Raw genomic sequence first — 20,624 nt, 5'->3', positions numbered from 1 at the left:
CCCATGTCACGAACCCCCCGGCAGGAGCGCACCCGGCGCTCACGCCTCCCCCGAGCGGGCGCCGCGCTGACGCTCGCCATCGCCTGCCTCGGCGGCGTCCTCGGACCGATCGGCGCCGCCGGCGCCGCAGAGACCGTCCCCGCTCCCGCGCTGCAGTACTCGTTCGACGGCATCGGTGCGACGCTCGCCAACGGAGCCGTCGTCGCCGACTCCGCTCCGGGCAACCACCCCGGCACCCTGATCAACTCCGGCGCGACCAGCGTCGCGGGTCCCTCCGGCGCCTCCACCGACCGCGCTCTCTCGCTCCCGGGCGGATCGAGCACGTCGGCCGCGCCGCACGTCCGGATCGCGCCGGGCCTGATCCCCGCCGGCACGCAGGACGTCACGATGTCCGCCTGGCTGCGCTGGAGCGGTGCTCCGGACTGCACCTGGCCCTTCACGCTCGGCTCCAGCGTCGACTCCCACGTCCTCTCCACCACGAAGTGCGGACCGGCCGGCTTCGGCGCGATCAAGAGCGGCTCCGAGGTGCGGGCCGCAGGCAACACTCCGGTCGCCGCGAACCGCTGGGTGCACATGGCGGTCGTCGTCAAGGGCGGCCAGTCGGTCTCGACCTACTTCGACGGAGCTCTCGTCGGCCAGGGCAGCACGACCTTCACCGCCGCGTCCGCGATCGGCACGTCCACGTTCTCCGGCTTCCTCGGCAAATCGTTCTACGGCGCGGACGCCTACTGGGCCGGTGCCATCGACGACATGCAGGTCTGGACCTCCGCGCTCACCGCCGGCCAGGTGCAGCAGAGCGCCGCATCCGTGCACTCGGTTCTCGCGAACCAGGACGCCGCCGTCTCGCTCGGCGACACCTCGAACGTGACCTCGAACCTCGCCCTCCCCACGACCGGCGCCAACGGCTCCACGATCACCTGGACGTCGAGCGCCCCCGGCGTCGTCAGCACCAGCGGCGTCGTCACCCGGCCCGCCGCGGGCAGCCCGGACGCCACCGTCACGCTGACCCCGACCGCCGTCCACGGCGGCATCACCGTCGTCGGCCGTGCCACCACCGTGTTCGTCCCGGCGTACGCCGCCGGTGACAGCGCCGAGGCCGAGCTCGCCCGGGCCGTCGCCGACGGCATCAGCAACGATCCCGCTCTCGCCGGACCGGTGCGCGGCAGCCTGAACCTGCCCTCGACCGGAGCCGACGTCGCCGCCACCGCCGCGCGCGCGAACAGCTCCAGCGCCGTGGTCAGCTGGACCTCGTCGAACGAGGCCGTCATCACCTCCGCCGACAAGGGCACCGCGCCGAACGTCGTCGCGAAGGGCTCGCTCACGCGCCCGTCCGCCGACACCACCGTCACCCTCACCGCGACGGTCACGGTGCCCGGCACCACGCCCCTCGTGCGGACGCTCACGCGCACCGTTCCGGCCGCGGCTCCCGTGGCCGCGAGCGACCTCGACGCGTACCTGTTCGCGTACTTCACCGGCGACAGCATCGAAGGCGAGAAGATCCGCTTCGCGACCTCCGACGGCAACGACTCGCTCACGTGGAAGACCCTGAACGACGCCCAGCCGATCCTCACCTCCACCATGGGCACGAAGGGGCTGCGCGACCCGTTCGTCTTCCGCTCGAAGGAGGGCGACCGCTTCTTCCTGATGGCCACCGACCTCTCCGTCGGCACCACCGGCTTCGGCGGATCGACCAACCGCGGCAGCCGCTACCTCGAGATCTGGGAGTCCACGGACCTCGTCAACTGGGGCCAGCAGCGCCACGTCGAGGTCAACCTGCCCAACGCGGGCATGACCTGGGCACCGGAGGCCACCTACGACCCCACCATCGACGCCTACGTCGTCTACTGGACCTCGGCCCTCTTCACCGACAGCACGCGCAACGTCGAGGACGGCAACGGACCGCAGATCCTCACGTCCACCACCCGCGACTTCCGCGACTTCACCACCCCCGAGGTCTGGTTCAAGGCCGCTGACGTCCCCTCGCTCAACAAGAGCAACGGACTGATCGACGCCACGATGCTCAAGGACGGCGACACCTACTACCGCTTCACGAAGGCGACCCAGACCAGCGGCTGCCCCTCGCCCGACATCATCGGACAGAAGTCGACGAACCTCCGCGCCACCACCGCCTCCGGTGCGTGGAGCCTCATCGACACCTGCATCGGCCGCACCGCCGGAACGCCGGAGGTCGAGGGTCCCGAGATCTTCAAGACCAACGAGGGCGACCGGGCGGGGTACAAGTACTTCCTCTGGACCGACAACTACGGCGGACGCGGCTACATCCCGCTCGGCACGAACTCGCTCGAGGGCGACATCCAGTGGACGATCCCCAGCAGCTTCTCGCTGCCGACGTCGCCCCGCCACGGATCCGTCGTCTCCATCACTGCGAAGGAGCGCGACGGGCTCGCCGCGAAGTGGAACCCGTCGCTCCTGGTGACCTCGATCGACGCCGTGGCGCGGACCGTTCAGGCCGGATCGACCACCGTCGACCTGCCCGCCACGGTGGGCGCGACGTTCAAGGACGGCCACCGTGAGACGGTCGCCGTGACGTGGGCGACCGCCGATCTCAGCTCGCTGAAGAAGGCGGGCGACACCGTGCAGGTGCGCGGACAGCTCGCCAACTCGGCAGCGACGCCGGCCATCGCCACCATCACCGCCACGGCTCCTCCCGGACCGTCGCTGACGGCCTCGGCCGCGAGCCGCTGCGTCGCCGGCAAGGTGACGGTCACCGCGACCGGCACCAACACGAGCGGCTCCACGGTCGAGATGACCGTCGGCTCGCAGTGGGGGAGCAGGACCTTCGCCGGGGTCGCTCCCGGCAAGTCCGTGTCCGCCGCCTTCACCACCCGGGCGACCTCGGTCACCGCGGGCGAGGTGAGCGTCGCCTCGAAGGACGCGAACGGCACCAGGACGGCCACCGCGCCGTACTCGGCGCTCACCTGCCGCTAGGCCGGTGACAGGGGAGGGGCGGCGTCCAGCCGCCCCTCCCCTGACCTCCTCCGTTCCGGGGCCTCCGGCCACCAGAGCAGGGGAGCATGGACCCTGGCTCCGTGCTCCCCGAATCCACCTCTCCCACGGAAGTAGACGAACAATGCGGTTCCGACGCACGACGGCCCTCCTGGTCGCCGCGAGCCTGACAGCGGGAGGGGCTGCGCTCGGCGCGGCACCCGCACAGGCCGCGGTGCCCAGCCCGGTCCTCTCCTACGACTTCTCCTCGTCCGCCGCCGTCGGCTCCGCCGTGGGCGCGGGCACGACCCTGACCGACTCCGCTGCCGGCCGCTCCGCCACCGTGCGCGGGACCGGAGCGACGACCGTCGCCGGTCCGCGCGGCGGCACCGACCGCGCACTCCGCCTCCCCGGCGGCGCCGCAGGCAGCTCCGCCGCCTACGCCGAGATCGCGCCGGGACTGACCACGGCGGCCACCACCGACGTGACCATGTCGGCCTGGCTGCGCTGGGAGGGGAACCAGAACTGCAGCTGGGCGTACGCGCTCGGGCAGTCGACCGAGCGGTACCTCTTCACCACGCCCCAGTGCGGAAGCAGCCTGATCGGTGCCGTGAAGAACGGCTCGGAGCAGCGCGCGGCCGACTCCGGTCCCGCCGCCACCGGCCGCTGGAGCCATGTCGCCGTGGTCCTGCGCAGCGGCGTCAGCGTCTCGACCTACGTCGACGGCCGGCTCGCCCAGACCACCCCGACCTCCGCGACCGGAGCGGCGACTGTCGGCACCTCCGCCTTCTCCGGCCTCCTCGGCAAGTCGTTCTACGGCCCCGACCCTCTCTTCGCCGGGGCGATGGACGACGTGCACGTCTACTCCTCCGCACTGACCCAGGACCAGGTGCGCGAGGACGCGGCTCCGGCCGCTGCCGCGATCGCTGCATCGGACGCCGCCGCGGCGACCATCGCCGTGACCGGACCCGTCACCAGCGACCTCTCCCTCCCGACCCGCGGCGCGGGCGGCTCCGTCCTCACCTGGGCGAGCAGCGACCCCGCGGTGATCGGCACCGACGGCTCCGTGCGCCGCCCGGCACCCGGCTCGGCGAACGCCACCGTGACCCTGACCCCGACCGCGACGTTCGCCGGATCCGCCGCCACCGGCACCGCGCGAACCGTCACCGTCGCCGCCGACACCGAGGCCGACGCCACGGCGCGCCTGCGCACCGCCCTCGTCGTCCCGCCGACCGTCGCCTCCGGAACCGCTCTTCCCACGGTCGCCGGCTACACCGTGTCGTGGAGCGCGGACGGTGCCGGCCTGTCCGGCAGCCGCCTCGTGAACGATTCGGCGACCGACCGGGCACTCGCGCTCACCGCCTCCGTGAAGGTCGGCGCCACCACGCTGACGAAGACCTTCCGCACCACCGTCCTCAGCGCCTCCACGGCGAAGACCGTGGTGTCGTACACCCGGACGCCGACCGGCGAGGACAAGGCGAACCAGGACACGATCGCCCGCGGCCTCCACCTGGCACTCGGCTCGTCCGTCGCCGACGCAGCACCGCTCTCGGGCAACTCGGGAGTCCTCTTCGCCGACGGGGTCTTCCTCGGAACCGACAAGGCCGACAACCGCGGCCTCGCGAACCCCTCGCTGTTCACCTTCGCCGACGGCACCGTCGGCGTGATCGCCACGCGCGTCCTGCAGTCGGGCGCGTCCGACGGCACCGGGGCCTCGAGCGCTCTGATCTTCAAGGCCACGGACGCCACCGCGTCCGACTTCACCGAGCTCGGCCTCATCGACCTCGGCACCACCGGCGGCGTCGTCGCGCCGAAGGCCGTCTTCGACACGGACCAGAACCGCTACCTCGTCTCCTGGACGGACTCCTCCGGGGCGGCGAAGTACACGACCGTCACTGACCTCGCCCGCACCGAGCTCCGCGCGCAGGCGTTCTGGCCGAAGGACGGCGGCCGTCGCAGCGTCGTCGTGACCGACGGGAACCGCGGTGCGGTCCTCGGAGGAAGCCCCGCCACCGTCGCCGCTCCCGACCTCTCCGGAGTCCCGGGCCGCGTCGCCGACGCTCTGCCGGGCGGCGCGCTGACGGTCTCCGGCTCCGTCGCCGACTCGCTCGTGAAGAGGTTCGGCCGCACGGTCAACACCGGATCCTCGGTCGCACCGCAGACGATCGATCAGGGCGATACCTCCGCCCTGTCCGGAGTGAAGGCGCAGCTCTCCTACAACGACGGCTCGACCGGCAGCCTCGGCATCGACTGGAACCAGCAGCAGCTCGCCGACCTCGCCGCGAAGGGCCCGGGAACGTACGACCTCTCCGGGACCGTCCGCCAGCGGCAGTACAACGAGCCGTTCGCCTACAACCGCGCGGATCCGACGATCTACCGCTACGAGCGCAACGGGAAGACGCAGTACCTCTTCACCGCCACGGACGACACGAACAACAACAACGTCGCCTCGCAGCACCTGCCGATCCGGGTCGCCGACAGCATCGACCAGCTCAGCGACGACAACGGCGGACGGGCCCGTGAGGTGGACCTCCTCAACCGCACCACGCGGATGGACCGCACCGCCGAGGGCAAGGTGATCGCGGGCTGCTACTGGGCCCCCGAGATCCACGAGATCGGCGGCAAGCTCTCCATCCTGTTCGCCCCGTGCTTCAACCCGGACAACGACCAGTCGAACCAGAACGGTCAGTGGTTCACGGTGCAGGCGCACATCATGCAGCTGCGCGACGGCGGAGACCCCGCGAACCCCTCCGACTGGAGCGCGCCGCGCGCCGTCGTGAAGAGCGATGGGAGCGCCCTCGGACGCCCCGGCACGGGACGCAACATCAGCCTCGACATGACCTACTTCGAGTCCGGTGGAACTGCGTACTACGCCTGGTCCCAGCGCTACGTCGACAACGGAGTGAGCGACCCGGCGACCTGGATCGCCAAGGTCGATCCCGCGAACCCCACCCGCGTCATCGGCGAGCCGACCCCGATCATCGTGCCCTCGCTGACGTTCGAGGACCACCTGTCCGAGGGAGCGTTCGCGATCCAGCGCGACGGGAGGATCACGCTCGTCTACTCCAGCAGCGGCGTCAGCCCGAAGTACATCGTGGGCGGCGCCTGGGCGAAGGAGGGCAGTGACCTGACCGACATCGCGAGCTGGACCAAGTACGACGCCCCGCTCCTGCAGAGCGTTCCCCTGCCCGACGGCGTCCTCGACTACCGCACCTACGAGCAGGGTCCCGGCCACGGAGCCGTCACCCAGGACGAGGACGGCAACGACGTGTACGTCTACCACACCTGGGGCAACGGAGTCGGGGGTGACGGCCGCGACACCCGTCTCGCCCGCATCCACTACGCCGCCGACGGCCGGCCGGTCTTCGACCTGACGCCGACGGAGGAGGTCGCACCCGCGAACCGGACTGTGACCGCCAAGGTCACCGTCACGTCGCCCCTGACCGTGACCGCCACGGCGTCGACCCGCTGCGTCAGCGGGAAGGTCGTCCTGACCACTGTGGTCAAGAACGACAGCCGCTCGATCATGGACATCACGACCGTCACCGCCTTCGGCTCGAAGACCGTGACCGGAGTCGCTCCGGGATCGTCCGCGTCGAGCGCCGTCACCACCCGAGCGGTCTCGATCCCCGCGGGGTCGGTGGCCGCGACAGGAAAGGCCGTCGTCGACGGGAAGACGGTCAGCACGCAGACGAGCGTCGACTACACGGCGCGCAGCTGCCGCTGAGACGGTGAGGGAGCGGGCGCCACGATCGCCCGCTCCCTCGTCGTCCCGCCCCCGACCGGCACTGCGCCGCCCTGCAGTGCCGCCACCTCAGAAGGACGACCGACGAGATGCACCACAGTAGGAGGGCCGGGACGGTCCCGACGATCGGGCCCGTGCTGACGAAGGTCGCGCAGTCGCACACCCTCACCGAGGAAAAGGACGACGGAGCGGCCGGCAGCGCAGCTGCGGTCGGAGGACACGACCTCCTGCTGATCAACGGCAACGCCCTCCCTCTCTCCTGAGCCCCCCCTGCGCCGTTGGGACGGGTCCTCGACCCTGATCGCCCGACGATTCCGCCGCGGCGGCATCACCACCGGCTGCGGACCGGGGCGGCGATCGGGCCGTATCCTGCTGTCCGGACCGATCGCTGATGTGCGAACCTCTCCTGAGCGGACTCCCGGATGCGGGCCGACCGTGACCGGTCCGGCCCGTTCCTCTCGTTGCAGCAGGAGACCGCCGTTCCCCAGGAGACACCCTTGATGCGCCTCGATCGATTCCTCGTGTCCCTGGCACGCTCTGCGCGGTGCACGAACCGCTGCGGAGCCTGCGGGCTCGACTGCAGCACCGACGTCTTCATCCTGATCGCGCTCGCGACCGGCGAGAACCGCGGCGAGTCCCGCCTCCGAGAGGTTCTCGACCACCGCTCCGGTGACCGTGTCGATGTCGTCGAGGTGCGCAAGCGCCTCCTGCGGCTCTCTCGCCGGGGTCTGGTGCTCCTTGAGAGAGGCAGGAGGACCCCGCTGCAGCGCATCGAGCGCTTCTCGATCACGCGCGACGGCCGGGCCTTCCTGGCGTCCCACGCCAGAGCACTGGACCTCCTCGCCGAGGAGATCCACGTCGCGCTGCTGTCCCGCTGACGAGCCGAGTGCCTGTGCGGGCGCACGCGGGACGTCTCCTGGTCGGCCGTCGTCGGATCGGTCGTGTCGGTGACGCTCCACGTGGCGCGACTTCGACATGGACGTCGCCTCCGACTGCGTCCTGGGCGCTCCGGGGCAGCACGAGGCGTCGCCGACCATCCTGGGCGCCGCGTTCGCGACCGTGCTGCCGTGGCGCGACGCGATGGCGGCGCTCCTCGAGGAGGCCGTCCCTGCTGCATCCTCAGCAGTGCGAGGCCGGCCTGGGGCTCGCCTCGACCCAGGAGCCGGGTCCGGGGACAGGCCTGTCCTGATCCTCGACTGCAGAAGGAAGAGTCTCGGTCCCGGTCGAGCTCCTCCGACCGGGATCCGCCTCACGCCGGAACGCGCCCTTCGTGCATCACCCCGTGCTGGAGAGCTGGACGATCTCGGAGATCACCGCGGCTCGAGTGTCGTCCGGTATCCGATCGCCTCCGAGGGAGTGGTGCGACCACAGGCCGTCAGCCGCAAGGCAGGCGATGAACTGGCGGAGAGTGATCGGATCGGTCGCGGTCTCCTCTGCGGAGGGCGTCCACCTTCGGCGCACCTCCGCTACCGGCGCTCGGAGAGCGGTGTCGCTGCCCGTGGCCTGGAGGAGTCCGATCTGCATATGCGTCGACGGCGTCAGGGCGACGGTGACGTAGGCACTCACGCGCTCCGTCAAGGTGGCCTCGTCCGCGGTCTTCCCCGCGACGTCGATCAGCTGGGCTTCCCAGCCGGCCGCGACGTGCTCCTGGAGAGCATGGGCGAGATCGGCTCGATCGCGGAAGTGGTACATCATTCCACCGCGTGTCAGCCCAGCCTCTTCGGCAGTCGCTTCGAGCGTGACGCGAACAGAACCTTCCCTCGCCGCGACACGGACCGCTGCGTCGAGGATCCGAGTCCGGTTGTTGGGTCGCGTCGCGCGAGGAGACGTCCGAGGAGAAGCCAGGACCCCCTCACCGCTGGGCGGGTTCGGTTCCATGTCGTGATCGATTCCGCCGCTCCCTCGGTCCGAGTGAGCGGCTAGGGACGGCGGGTGCTGAGGCGCCCGGAGGGTGTCGACGCGTCACCGCACGAGCGGGTGCGACAGCGTCGGCCGCCAGTCTGCCATCCTCTCCTGCCGACGTCGGAAGGTGAGGCTCGACCCCCTCGGTGTCGAGCCGTCCTGACGACGGACTGCAGCCGGAGGGACGGCTGTCACGGTCGACGAATCAGAGAGCAACTGTACATTCATGATTGTACAGTTGTGGTACTGTAACGGCCTGCCCAGCTTCGGAGCTGCGGGCGGTCAGATGCACTGCCGGTGCGGGATCCGAGGCTGAAAACCTCCAGCGACTTCATTCCTCAGAAGCCTGGAGGTTTCTTCATGTCCAGAATCGCGGACAAGCCGAACGCCCGCTGGTGGGCGCTCGCCGTTCTCGCCATGACCCAGCTCGTCGTCGTCCTCGACACGATGATCGTCACCATCGCCCTGCCTCAGGCCCAACTGGATCTCGGGATGAGCGACAGCCTGCGCCAGTGGGTCGTCACCGCCTACGCCCTCGCCTTCGGAGCACTTCTCCTTCTGGGCGGTCGGATCGCCGATTACTGGGGCCGCAAGCGCACCTTCATGGTCGGAATGATCGGCTTCGGAGCGGCCTCGCTCTGGGCCGGACTGTCGCAGAGCGGCATGGAACTCGTCATCGCTCGCGGCGTCCAGGGCGCCTTCGCGGCACTGCTCGCCCCCGCCGCACTCGCCATGCTCACCGTGACGTTCGCCCACGGCAAGGAGCGCAATCTCGCCTTCGCCGTCTTCGGCACGGTCGCCGGATCCGGAGCCGCAATCGGCCTGATCCTGGGCGGCGTGCTCACCGAATTCACCGACTGGCGCTGGTGCCTCTTCGTCAACCTCATCTTCGTCGCCTTCGGCCTCGTCGGCGGGGCTCTCGTGCTCCGCGAGAGCAAGGCGGAAGGAGACAACCGCTACGACGTCTGGGGAACCGTCACCGTGACCCTGGGACTGGGCGCGATCGTCTACGGGTTCACCCGAGCCGAGCACGGATGGGGCGCGATCGACACCGTCGCCTTCCTCGCACTCGGCATCGTCCTGCTGACCGTCTTCGTGCTCATTGAACGCACGGTCGACCAGCCGTTGCTGCCCCTGCGCGTCATCCTGCGTCGTGTGCGAGGCGGCGCGATCCTGATCCAGGCCGCCAATGGCGCCGTGATGATCGGGGCCATCCTCTATCTCGCGTTCTACTTCCAGATCGTGCTCGGAATGGGACCGCTGATGGCAGGACTCGCGAACCTCGCCATGACCGTCGCGATCATGGCGTTCTCGCCCGTCACCACGAAGATCCTCAACACGTTCGGCCCCCGACCCCTGATGATCGTCGGGCCGCTCGTCTCGGCAGCAGGACTCTTCCTGCTCCTCGGCATCACCCCGGACGGGAACTACTTCCTCCAGGTCCTGCCCGCCCTGGTCGTGCTCGGAATCGGACTCTCCATGCTCTTCGTGCCCGTCCAGAACCTCGCCCTTCTCGGGGTCGAGAACGAGGACGCCGGAGTGGCCTCCGCCGTCGTCAACTCCGTCTTCCACATCGGCGGGTCCATCGGTCTCGCGGTGTTCACCGTGTTCTACGCGAGCACCGCGGACTCCGCCATCGCGTCCGGAACGGCCGAGCTCACCGCATTCACCGACGGCTACAAGGCCGTGTTCCTGGCCGCAGCAGTGACCATGGTCGCGGCCTCCCTCACCGGATTCCTCCTCATCCGAGGGAAGAAGGAAGACCTGAACCCCGCCTGGGACGAGGCGGAGGCCGCCCTCGTCCACTGAGACGATGCCGAAGGGGCGGGCCGGTTCGTGCAGCAGCGGCAGACCGGCTCGCCTCTTCCCGTCCGACTCACGACACCCCGTAGGTCGCCGACCGACGACCTCCCCTCGATGGGGAGTCGTTCGTGGATCGCAACGGTCCGGTCGTCCGACGCGGCCGCGTCATCCGGTGGGTCTTCTCCCGCGATGCCGGCTGCACCGCCGAGATCATCGAGGGTCGCGACCCGGTCGCCCGGCACATCACCGCAGACCGGAACGACGACGCCCGGCCGCCCTCAGGTGAGAGGCGGCCGGGCGTCGTCGGTCGGAGGACCCGGTCAGGTCAGCCGCAGCGGAGCGCCGGGTAGGCGGCGCTCACGGGAGCGGAGGCGCTGCCGACGGTGGCGACCCCCTGGACGGTGCCGGCGGCGACCGAGGCGGCCCGCGTGGTCACGGCCAGCGAGGCGGTCCGGCCCGCATCGATCTGCTGCGTCTTCGCGCCCCACAGGGTGTTCCAGCGGAGGTCGGCGGTCGACGCGGCCTTGTTGACAGTGGTCAGCGTGACCACCACCTTGCCCGCGACGCAGCGAGCCGCTGCAGTGGCGGTGACGGGCACAGCCGGCGCCTTCACGGTGATCGTCGCCGTGACGGTGCGGTTGGCCGAGGCCACCTCCTGCTCCTTCGAGAGCGAGAGGTCGAGCCGGCCGCTCGCGCGGATGTTCACGCCCTTGAACCAGGTGTTGCGGTCCGAATCGAACAGGCCGCCCGCGTTCTGCGGATCGGTCGCCGTGTGCGGGTCCGGGTAGGGGCGGGCGTGGTAGGCGAGGAGCAGGTTGCCCGACTCGTCCTCGACGAACGAGTTGTGCCCGGTGCCGGCCTGCTGGCGCGAGAAGTACTGCGTCTCGTCCGCGCCGAGGCGGCCCAGGTAGGTGTCCTCGGTGTCCAGCACGGGGAACGCGGTCTGCGTCCACGTCGCGGGGTTGAGGAGGTCGGCACTCGCGTCGGCCGTGAGCAGGCCGAGCGAGTAGTACTTGTCGACCGTTCCGCCCGAGTAGGTGAGGTACATGCGTCCTCCCTTGGACACGATGAACGGTGCCTCGACGACGCCCTGGTCGTTGCCCTCGGTGGTGTCGGACGGGGTCGGCGAGCGCTTGCCCGACTCCCACGGCTGGCTCTCGCCGTAGATGCGGGTGACCGCACCGGTCACCAGCGGGACGGTGCCCTTGGGCCCCATCGTCGCCTTGGCGAGGGAGAGCGTGTTGCCGTTGGGCAGGACCCAGTAGCCCTGGGTGGCGCCGTTCTCCTGGCGGTCGATGTAGCTGACGTCGAAGGCCGCGCCCTCGAGGACGACCGGCTCGCCCCACTTCGTCTGGTCGAGGAATCCGCCCTCGGCGATCGAGGCGTCGGTCCCGGTGTAGGGGATCAGGACGGTGTTGTCGCACCAGCCGCCCACAGGCGCGTAGCCCTTGTTCATGCCGGCGACGATCCACCAGGTGCCGTTGATCTTGTGGAACTCCTGCGCCCAGATGTATCCGCCCCAGCCGTAGAAGGTGTTCGGGTACTGGCTCTGGCGACCGGGCGTGCCGGCGTCGGGGTCGATCACGATCTGCTCGGGAGCGGAGTCGAGACCGGCGATGGTCTTCGAGCGCTTGAGGCCGATCTTGCGGTAGCTGGAGCTCTCCTCGATCGGGCCGAGCGAGTCCTGACCGTAGTGCGAGCCCGTGAGGTAGTAGTAGCCGTCGTCCTCGTTGAAGAAGACGTGCGGATCCGCGCGGGCCTCGTTGACCATCGCCTCGGGGTCCTGCTGGACGGAGCCGGTGACCCGGTAGGTCCCGGGACGCGAGGTGTCGACGGCGGTGGTCAGATCGTCCTGCCAGTCGACGTTGAGCGACTTGGTCGAGCCGTCGTTGTACTCCATCACGGCCTGCCCCGGGAGCGCTGCGGCGATCGCAGCGGATCCGGCGCCGGAGTCGACGGAGCCGCTGAGCGACTTCACACCGGTGTTCTTCAGGTCGACGTACTCGCGGTAGAACGTGCTGAACTCGGTCGAGGTCAGCGCCGTCTCGCCGGCCTGGCCCTGGGTGAACCCGGCGGGGAGACCCGAGCCCTGGACACCGGGGACGCGGGCGTCGGCGCGGGTGGTCGCTCCGGGAGCGGTGCCGGAGGCGAGGTCCGTGAACAGCGTCACGCGGCCCTCGGTGGTGAGCAGATCGGTCCAGAACAGCTTGTAGACGCCGAGGGCGGAGTCGAAGACGATCCGCGGGTCGGTCACGACCGAGCCCGGCGCGACCCGGAGGACGCGCTGGTCGCGGAACGTGCGGCCGTCGGCGGAGCTCCAGAGGTAGACGGAGTCCGTGGCGTTGTTCTGCGACGAGACCGCGCCGAGCGAGCCGTCCTTCGAGCGGAACAGCAGCGGCGAGCCCATCTGGGCGTTCGGGCGCTGCGCCTGATCGCCGTCCTTGAGGACGGAGAGGATCGACTGCGAGCGGTTCAGCGGCTCCCAGGTGGTCGCGCCGGCGGGCAGTGCGGCCGTGAAGAGCGAGTCCGCGCGGCGGTCGTCGTTGTACGCCAGCGGGTCGTCCTTCACTCCGTTCGTCGTGGTGACGGTCTTGACGGAGGTGGCGATGCGCCCGCCGGGCACGGCGAGGGTGCTGTCCCACGCGTAGGTCTGCCCGGCGACGGCTGCCTGGAGGCGGACGGCGACGGGAGCGGTGAGGCCCGAGAGGTTCACGGCGCCGGTGGAGGAGACGCGCGCGGCGCCGGCGCCGGAGGCGGTCCACGTCACGGTGTTCCCGAGGACCTGCGCGGGCAGGTCGCCGAGCACGGTCGTGGGGACGTCGAGTGCGGCGCGCAGGTCGGTCGCCACAGTGCTGCTCGTCGCGCCCAGCTCGGCTCCGGTCAGGGCGCGGTCGTAGACGCGCAGATTGTCGAGGAGTCCGGTGAAGTACTCCCCGCCGCCCCAGTTGGCCTTGCCGATCTGCAGGACTCCGCCGGTCGATCCGAGGACCGTCGCGAGCGAGGGGCCGGCCGTCGTGACGGCCACGGGCTTCGCGTCGACGTAGAGGCGGGCGGTGCCGCCGCTCAGCACGAGATCGACGTGCTTCCACTCCGTGCTGCTCGGGCCGGTGAGGTTGCCCGAGGAGTCGCGGGCGCCGCTGTTGGCGTAGCGCTCGACGGTGAGGCCGTTCGTCCTGTCGAGGACGCCGACGTACTTCTCCTGGGCGTAGTCCTGGGTCGCGGCCGAGCGAGCGGCGAAGACCGACCAGCCGACGTTGTCCGCGGCGGCGGGCTTGGAGTCGTACGACAGAGTGACGGAGTCGCGACCCTTCAGCAGCGGCTGCCCGTCGGTCGCGGTGAGGTCGAGCCAGAACGAGGACGACAGCGAGACGGCGCTGCCCTGCCCGGTGCGCCCGGCGACGAGGGTCGGCGTGCCCTTCACGGCGGCGCGGGTCGACCTGTCGGTGAAGGCGCCTCCGCTCGGGGCGGTGTCGAAGGTGAAGTCCGCGAGCAGGCTCTGCGCGGGAGTGGTCGCCGCTGTCGCGGCGACGGCGACCGGCACGGCGGCGCCGGCGGCGAGGGCGATCGTCGCGGATGCGGCGAGGGTGGCGGCGAGCAGGCGCGAGGGCCTGCCTCCGCCCGGGGGTCGTGACGTCATCGTCGACGTGTCCTCTCGGGTTCTGCAGCGAACCGGTGGGCGGACGGGGGATCCCGCCAGCGGTATGGTCTTCGCACGGTACCGGCGATTGTTCACGGTAACAAGGGAGCACGACCATCGGTTGCGAAACTCCCACACCCGTCGGACATCCGGGCGAGCAGAACGCCGAAGCGGGAGGGCCGGCAGCCTCTGCCCCCGCCCCGCCCGGTCAGTGCCCGCGCGCGATCCACTCCTCGCGGTGCGGCGCCTCCGCTCCGATCGTGGTCGAGTCGCCGTGGCCGGTCCGGACGACCGTCGCGGCGGGCAGCGTCAGCAGGCGCTCCGTGATCGAGTCGATGATCGTCGGGAAGTCGCTGTAGGAGCGGCCGGTGGCTCCCGGCCCGCCCTGGAAGAGCGTGTCGCCGGTGAACACCGTGCCGAGCGCCTCGGCGACGAAGCAGACGGCGCCGGGGGTGTGGCCCGGGGTGTGCCGCACCTCGAGCTCGACGCCGGCGACGGGCACGATCCGCCCGTCGACCAGGGCGCCGCTCGGGGCCGTGCCGGGGTGCACGGCGTCCCACAGCATCCGGTCGGCCTCGTGGAGCAGCACCGGGGCGCCGGTCGCAGCGCGGACTCCCTCGACCGCGTCGAGGTGGTCGTCGTGCCCGTGGGTCAGCAGCACGGCGAGGAGCCGGCGCTCGCCGACGGCCGCGAGGATCGCGTCCGCGTCGTGGGCCGCGTCGATGACGACGCACTCGGAGTCGTCGCCGACGATCCAGACGTTGTTGTCGACGTCCCAGGTGCCGCCGTCGAGGCTGAAGGTGCCGCTCGTGACGAGCTGCTCGATCCGCGCGCCCATCAGAGCACCACCACCGAGCGGAGCACGTCGCCGCCGGCCATCGTGGCGAAGGCCTCCTCGATGTCCTCGATCCCGATCCGCTCGCTCACGAACTCGTCCAGGGGCAGGCGGCCCTGGAGGTAGAGGCCGGTCAGCATCGGGAAGTCGCGCTCGGGCAGGCAGTCGCCGTACCAGCTCGACTTCAGCGATCCACCGCGGCCGAAGACGTCGAGCAGGGGGATCTCGAGGGTCATCTCGGGAGTCGGCACCCCGACCAGCACCACGGTCCCGGCGAGGTCGCGGGCGTAGAACGCCTGGCGCCAGGTCTCGGGGCGGCCCACAGCGTCGATGACGACGTCCGCTCCGAAGCCGTTCGTCAGGGCCTGCACCGCCGCGATGACGCCCGCCTCGTCGAGGCCGCTGGAGTCGATGACGTGCGTGGCGCCGAGCGTCTCGGCCGCAACCAGCTTCTTGGGGTCCCGGTCGATCGCGATGACCGTGCCGGCGCCCGCGAGAGCGGCGCCGACCACGGCGGCCGTGCCGACTCCTCCGCAGCCGATGACCGCGACGGAGTCGCCGCGCGTCACGTTCCCGGTGTTCATCGCCGCGCCGAGGCCGGCCATGATCCCGCAGCCGAGCAGGCCCACCGCGGCGGGGTCCGCCTCCGGATCGACCTTCGTGCACTGCTTCGCGTGCACGAGGGTCTTCTCGGCGAAGGCGCCGATCCCGAGGGCGGGGCTGAGCTCGGTGCCGTCCTCCAGGGTCATCCGCTGCGTCGCGTTGAAGGTGTCGAAGCAGTACCAGGGCTCGGCCCGGGTGCAGGCCCGGCACTCGCCGCAGACCGCGCGCCAGTTGAGGACCACGAAGTCGCCGACCGCGACATGGGTGACTCCCTCTCCGATCGCGCTGACCCGTCCGGCCGCCTCGTGACCGAGGAGGAAGGGGAAGTCGTCGCTGATCCCGCCCTCGCGGTAGTGGAAGTCGGTGTGGCAGACACCGCAGGTCTCGATGTCGACCACGGCCTCGCCCGGGCCCGGATCGGGGACGACGATGTCGACGAGCTCTACGGGAGCGCCCTTCGACCGGGCGATGACGCCGCGCACAGTGGTGGGCATGGGGGCTCCTTCGACGGGGGCGTGCAGGTCCGCTCCACAGTAACGACCGCGGGAGGCGGGTGCGCCGGATGGACGCGGGCGCTCCCGCCCTCTCCGGTGCCGGGCCGCCCGCCTCGCGGACCGCGACCCTGACAGTCGGTAGGGTGCGGGCCATGCGCACTCTGTACCCCGAGATCGAGCCCCACGACTCCGGCATGCTCGACGTCGGCGACGGCCACTCGCTCTACTGGGAGGTCTCGGGCAACCCCGAGGGCAAGTCCGTCGTGTTCCTGCACGGCGGCCCCGGAGCCGGCACCTCGCCCGCCCACCGCCGGCTGTTCGACCCCGAGAAGTACCGCATCGTGCTGTTCGACCAGCGCATGTGCGGCCGCTCGACCCCGCACGCCGGCGAGCCGGAGGCCGACCTCTCGACCAACACCACCTGGTACCTGGTCGCCGACATCGAGCGCCTCCGCGAGCACCTCGGCGTCGAGCGCTGGCTCGTGCTCGGCGGCTCCTGGGGCTCGACCCTCGCCCTCGCCTACGCCGAGACCCACCCCGAGCGGGTCAGCGAGATCGTCCTCCGCGGGATCTTCACCCTCCGCCGCGCCGAGCTCGAGTGGTTCTACGAGGGCGGCGCCGCCGCGGTCTACCCGGACCTCTGGGAGGGCTACACCTCCGTCGTCCCGGCCGGCGAGCGGGGCAGCCTCATCGAGGCGTACTACCGCCTGCTCCACGACGCGGACCCCGCCGTGCACGGCCCCGCCGGTGTCGCCTGGACCACCTGGGAGGCGTCGACCATCACCCTCCTGCAGAAGCCGGAGCTGATCGCGGACTGGTCCGATCCCGTCTTCGCGCTCGCCTTCGCCCGCATCGAGAACCACTTCTTCGTGCACAGGGGCTGGCTGGAGGAGGGGCAGCTGATCCGCGACGCCGGCGTCCTCCGCGACATCCCGGCCGTCATCGTGCAGGGCCGCTACGACATGTGCACCCCGGCCTTCACCGCCTGGGACCTGCACCGGGCCTGGCCCGAGGCCGACTTCCGGATGATCGCCGACGCGGGCCACGCCTTCGACGAGCCGGGGATCCTCGACGCGCTGATCGAGGCGACGGACCGCTTCGCGTCCTGACGCGCGGGGCGGTCCGCGCCTCGCGGCCGGGATGCCCGGGCGCCCGTGCCTGAGCGTCCCGCGCCCGGTGCCGTCGTGCCCCGGGAGCGGGTCTACCCTGATCAGATGCGCGCGGACGACGCCTCCGGGATGGAGGACTGGCCCACCGGCCGGCTGCTCTCCACCGCCTCCCGGATGGTCGAGCACGCCTGGCACGGCGCTCTCGCCGAGATCGGCCTCACCCACGCCGGCCTGATCGTGCTGCACCTCCTGCAGGCGGGTCCCGTCGCGCAGAAGGAGCTGGCCGCCGCGGCCCACGTCGAGGTGCAGACCATGTCGCGCACCATCGAGCGCCTCGAGCGCGAGGGCCACGTCTCGCGCACCACGGATCCGTCGGACCGCCGCCGGCAGCTCGTCGCGCTCACCGACGCGGGCGGCGAGGCCTGGCGCCGGGCGCACCGCCTCGAGGTCGACATGTTCCCGGGCTCGCTCGAGCACGGCCCCCTGCGCGAGGCGCTGCTCGAGATCATCCGCTCGGCCAGCGAGTCGCGCTGGGGCTGACCGCAAGCCCGAGCGGAGCCCGTCCGCGGAGCGCTAGCTTCGTCGGCATGACCTTCAACGACGACTCCCAGCTCAGCGGCGGCAAGGTCCGCCGCCGCGGCCGCACCACCGGCATCGCCGTCGGCGGGGGTGCGGTGGGCGTGGTCGTGCTCGCGCTGCTCTCGCAGCTGCTCGGCGTGAACCTCTCGGGCCTCGGCGAGGTGTTCGGCGGAGGCGGGTCCTCGCCGGAGGGCGTCACCTCCACCGCGGTGGCCTGCGACAGCGGCGCCGACGCGAACACGCAGGTCGACTGCCGCCTCGAGGGTGCGGCCGAGTCGCTCGACCGCTACTGGGGCGAGCAGACGCCGACCCTCGGAGTCGCCTACACGACCCCGACCGGCGTCGACCTGTTCGAGGACAGCACCACCACCGGCTGCGGGAGCGCGACCGCCGCGGTCGGCCCGTTCTACTGCCCGCCGGACCGGACGATCTACCTCGACACCGACTTCTTCGACGAGCTGCGCACCCGGTTCGACACCTCGGGCGGATCGCTCGCGCAGATGTACATCCTCGCCCACGAGTGGGGCCACCACATCCAGAACCTGACCGGCGCGATGGAGTCGGCGGACCGCTCCGGCACCGGCCCCGAGTCGGACTCGGTGCGCCTCGAGCTGCAGGCCGACTGCTTCGCCGGAGCCTGGGTGGGCGACGCCTCGACGGTGCCCGACGAGACCGGCACGCCCTACCTCAAGCCGGTGACGGCGCAGGAGTACCAGGACGCGCTCGGCGCCGCGGCCGCCGTCGGCGACGACCGCATCCAGGAGCAGGCCACCGGCACCGTCGATCCGGAGGGGTGGACGCACGGCTCGGCCGAGCAGCGCCAGCGCTGGTTCCAGGCCGGCTTCGAGGGCGACGCCACCAGCTGCGACACCTTCGCGGCCGCGCAGCTCTGACCGGGCGCCGCTGAGGGCTCCTCGCCACTCCCTGGGGACCCGCGCGGGTCAGGACACGGAGTCGGCCGGCTCCTCCATGTACCACTCGGTGAACGAGCGCGCCCGCCCGTCGGGGGCGAAGCGGATGACCCAGAGGTTCAGGTAGGTGCGGTCGCCCGGATAGACGGTGCGCGCCTCCACCACGGCGGTCTCCTCCGTCAGCGCGACCAGGCCCCACGCGAAGGTCGGGTCGGCGGGCTCCTCCTCCGCCAGCCACCACTCCACGATCGCGTCGCGCGGAGTGATCGCGTCGCGGTGCGGCGCCGTGAAGTACTCGGCGTCCTCGGTGAACAGTGCGGCCACATCGGCCGCGTCGTCCGTGGCCCAGGCCTTCTCGTAGCGGGCGATCCAGCTCTCGATGTCGATCATCCGCCCATCCTCGTCCTGCCCGACGCGCGCGGGAAGGAGAAGGAGGGAACAAAGCGGCGCCCCGCGCCGTTGAGCCCCGAGCCGGTCGAAAGCAGAGCCGAGCGATACGATCCCGCCGACGACGGCCCGCCCGCCGCCGCGGTCCGGGTGCGCGTCCGCCGCCGACACGAAGGACCGCCGTGCCCGACTCCGACAGACGCTCCCTGACCCGCTCGCCGGACCCGCGCCTCATCACCGCCGTCCTCGCCTTCGCGGGCATGAGCGCCTCCTTCATGCAGACGCTGGTCGTCCCGATCCAGTCCGAGCTGCCGACGCTGCTCGGCGCCGACCGCAACGAGACCGCGTGGGTGATCACCGCGACGCTGCTGAGCGCCTGCATCCTCACCCCGGTCTCGGGCCGCCTCGGCGACCTCTACGGCAAGCGGCGGATGGCCGTGGCCGCGCTGGTCGTGCTCGTGATCGGCTCGATCGTCTGCGCCTTCGCGGGTGACGTGTGGACGCTGGTCGTGGGCCGGGCCCTCCAGGGCGCAGTGATGGGCGTCATCCCGCTCGGCATCTCGATCCTCCGCGACACACTCCACCGCGACCGGCTCCCCGGCGCGATCGCCCTGGTCAGCGCGACCCTCGGCATCGGCGGCGCGCTCGGCCTGCCGCTCAGCGCCCTCATCGCGCAGAACACCGACTGGCACGTCCTGTTCTGGATGTCCGCGGGCCTCGGCGTCCTCGACATCGTCCTCGTCCTCCTGGTCGTGCCGGTGTCGACGCTGCGCTCGCCCGGCACCTTCGACGTGGTCGGCACGATCGGCCTCGCCCTCGGACTGAGCGGCGTGCTGATCGCCGTCTCGCGCGGCAACGACTCCGGCTGGACGAGCCCCGCGATCCTCGGCTCCGGCCTCGGCGGCATCGCCGTCCTGCTCCTCTGGGGCTGGTACGAGTTGCGGCAGGAGAGCCCGCTCGTCGACCTCCGGGTGGCCGCCCGCCCCGCCGTGCTCTTCACCAACCTCGCCTCGGTGGCGGTCGGTTTCGCGTTCTTCGGCGCCCAGATCACGCTGCCGCAGCGCCTCGAGCTGCCGGCCGCGTCGGGCGTCGGCTTCGGCCTGAGCCTGATCGTGGCGAGCCTCGTGCTCGCGCCCTCGGGCCTGGCGATGATGGCCACGTCCCCGCTCGCCGCCCGCCTCTCGGCGCAGTCCGGGCCGCGGCTCGTGCTGATCGCCGGCTCCGGGCTGATCGCGGTCTCGTACCTGCTGATCCTCCCGTTCGGCGGCGAGGTGTGGCAGATCCTGGTGATCAACGCCCTCATCGGCGTCGGGCTGGGCCTCGCCTACGCCGCGATGCCGACGCTCATCATGCACGCCGTCCCCGCCTCGGAGACCGCCGCCGCGAACGGGCTGAACTCGCTGATGCGCACCCTCGGCACGACGCTCTCCTCCGCCGTGACCGCGGGCGTGCTCGCGCAGCTGACCGTGTCCGTCGGCGACGTGCAGCTGCCGAGCTCGCAGGGCTTCGAGACCACGTTCGTGATCGGCGCGATCGGAGCGCTGGTCGCCGTCGCCCTCGGCCTGCTCATCCCGCGGGCGCCCCGCCCGGAGGCGCGACCCGCTCTGCCCTGACCGGACCGCGCGTCGTCGGCCGCGACTGCTCCTCGCCGAGGACCTGATCGCGGCCGGCGT

The 20,624-nt window shown here is 71.3% G+C and carries 14 protein-coding genes; 9 read left to right on the top strand and 5 right to left on the bottom strand.

From position 1 onward, the window contains the following. Positions 1-3 precede the first annotated feature (3 nt). From C5C63_RS08690 to C5C63_RS08680, 4 genes are all read left to right on the top strand, one after another. On the top strand, positions 4-2,949 hold the full coding sequence (locus tag C5C63_RS08690) for an immunoglobulin-like domain-containing protein (RefSeq protein WP_104224390.1): 2,946 nt from the start codon (positions 4-6) through the stop codon (positions 2,947-2,949). Positions 2,950-3,091: 142 nt separating this feature from the next. Then, positions 3,092-6,673: a family 43 glycosylhydrolase gene (locus C5C63_RS08685; protein ID WP_104325869.1), complete on the top strand. Its 3,582-nt coding sequence runs from the start codon at positions 3,092-3,094 to the stop codon at positions 6,671-6,673. Positions 6,674-6,825: 152 nt separating this feature from the next. Then, complete coding sequence (locus C5C63_RS17390) at positions 6,826-6,954, top strand: hypothetical protein (RefSeq protein ID WP_258059766.1); 129 nt, start codon at positions 6,826-6,828, stop codon at positions 6,952-6,954. 237 nt (positions 6,955-7,191) lie between these two features. Further along, a complete protein-coding gene (locus tag C5C63_RS08680) occupies positions 7,192-7,569 on the top strand; it encodes a hypothetical protein (RefSeq protein WP_104224392.1) in 378 nt (125 codons plus the stop codon). A 397-nt stretch (positions 7,570-7,966) separates the two neighbouring features. Here C5C63_RS08680 and C5C63_RS08675 read toward each other — a convergent pair whose 3' ends face one another. Continuing rightward, entirely contained in the window at positions 7,967-8,569 is a 603-nt protein-coding gene (locus C5C63_RS08675) for a TetR/AcrR family transcriptional regulator (RefSeq protein WP_104325867.1), read from the bottom strand. Positions 8,570-8,953: 384 nt separating this feature from the next. Here C5C63_RS08675 and C5C63_RS08670 point away from each other — a divergent pair, with 384 nt between their 5' ends. Further along, positions 8,954-10,402, top strand: a complete 1,449-nt coding sequence (locus tag C5C63_RS08670; RefSeq protein WP_104226024.1) for an MFS transporter — start codon at positions 8,954-8,956, stop codon at positions 10,400-10,402. Positions 10,403-10,721: 319 nt separating this feature from the next. On the opposite strand, the gene C5C63_RS08660 is transcribed toward C5C63_RS08670, so the two are convergent. From C5C63_RS08660 to C5C63_RS08650, 3 genes are all read right to left on the bottom strand, one after another. Continuing rightward, a complete protein-coding gene (locus tag C5C63_RS08660) occupies positions 10,722-14,033 on the bottom strand; it encodes a family 43 glycosylhydrolase (RefSeq protein WP_104325866.1) in 3,312 nt (1,103 codons plus the stop codon). A 208-nt stretch (positions 14,034-14,241) separates the two neighbouring features. Continuing rightward, positions 14,242-14,871 carry an MBL fold metallo-hydrolase gene (locus tag C5C63_RS08655; RefSeq protein ID WP_104224396.1) on the bottom strand — a complete coding sequence of 210 codons (630 nt, stop codon included), beginning with the start codon at positions 14,869-14,871 and terminating at the stop codon, positions 14,242-14,244. Beyond that, positions 14,871-15,965: an S-(hydroxymethyl)mycothiol dehydrogenase gene (locus tag C5C63_RS08650; RefSeq protein ID WP_104325865.1), complete on the bottom strand. Its 1,095-nt coding sequence runs from the start codon at positions 15,963-15,965 to the stop codon at positions 14,871-14,873. The genes C5C63_RS08655 and C5C63_RS08650 overlap by 1 nt, the downstream gene beginning before the upstream one ends. 152 nt (positions 15,966-16,117) lie before the next feature. On the opposite strand from C5C63_RS08650, the gene pip reads away from it, so the two are divergent. The 3 genes from pip (at position 16,118) to C5C63_RS08635 (ending at position 18,546) form a co-directional block, all read left to right on the top strand. Next, on the top strand, positions 16,118-17,074 hold the full coding sequence (pip, locus tag C5C63_RS08645; protein ID WP_104325864.1) for a prolyl aminopeptidase: 957 nt from the start codon (positions 16,118-16,120) through the stop codon (positions 17,072-17,074). Positions 17,075-17,179: 105 nt separating this feature from the next. Continuing rightward, on the top strand, positions 17,180-17,614 hold the full coding sequence (locus tag C5C63_RS08640) for a MarR family winged helix-turn-helix transcriptional regulator (protein ID WP_104224399.1): 435 nt from the start codon (positions 17,180-17,182) through the stop codon (positions 17,612-17,614). A 47-nt stretch (positions 17,615-17,661) separates the two neighbouring features. Then, the gene (locus C5C63_RS08635; RefSeq protein WP_104224400.1) at positions 17,662-18,546 is read left to right on the top strand and encodes a neutral zinc metallopeptidase; all 885 of its coding nucleotides are present in this window, start codon (positions 17,662-17,664) and stop codon (positions 18,544-18,546) included. Between the two features lie 48 nt (positions 18,547-18,594). Here the strand turns inward: C5C63_RS08635 and C5C63_RS08630 are convergent, their stop codons facing one another. After that, on the bottom strand, positions 18,595-18,954 hold the full coding sequence (locus C5C63_RS08630; protein WP_104247847.1) for a nuclear transport factor 2 family protein: 360 nt from the start codon (positions 18,952-18,954) through the stop codon (positions 18,595-18,597). A gap of 179 nt (positions 18,955-19,133) precedes the next feature. Here C5C63_RS08630 and C5C63_RS08625 point away from each other — a divergent pair, with 179 nt between their 5' ends. Beyond that, on the top strand, positions 19,134-20,564 hold the full coding sequence (locus C5C63_RS08625; RefSeq protein ID WP_258065418.1) for an MFS transporter: 1,431 nt from the start codon (positions 19,134-19,136) through the stop codon (positions 20,562-20,564). Positions 20,565-20,624 lie beyond the last annotated feature (60 nt).

It is taken from the genome of Rathayibacter sp. AY1B8 (assembly GCF_002932775.1).
Taxonomy (GTDB): Bacteria; Actinomycetota; Actinomycetes; order Actinomycetales; family Microbacteriaceae; genus Rathayibacter.
This window is presented reverse-complemented; position numbering and strand designations above follow the sequence as displayed.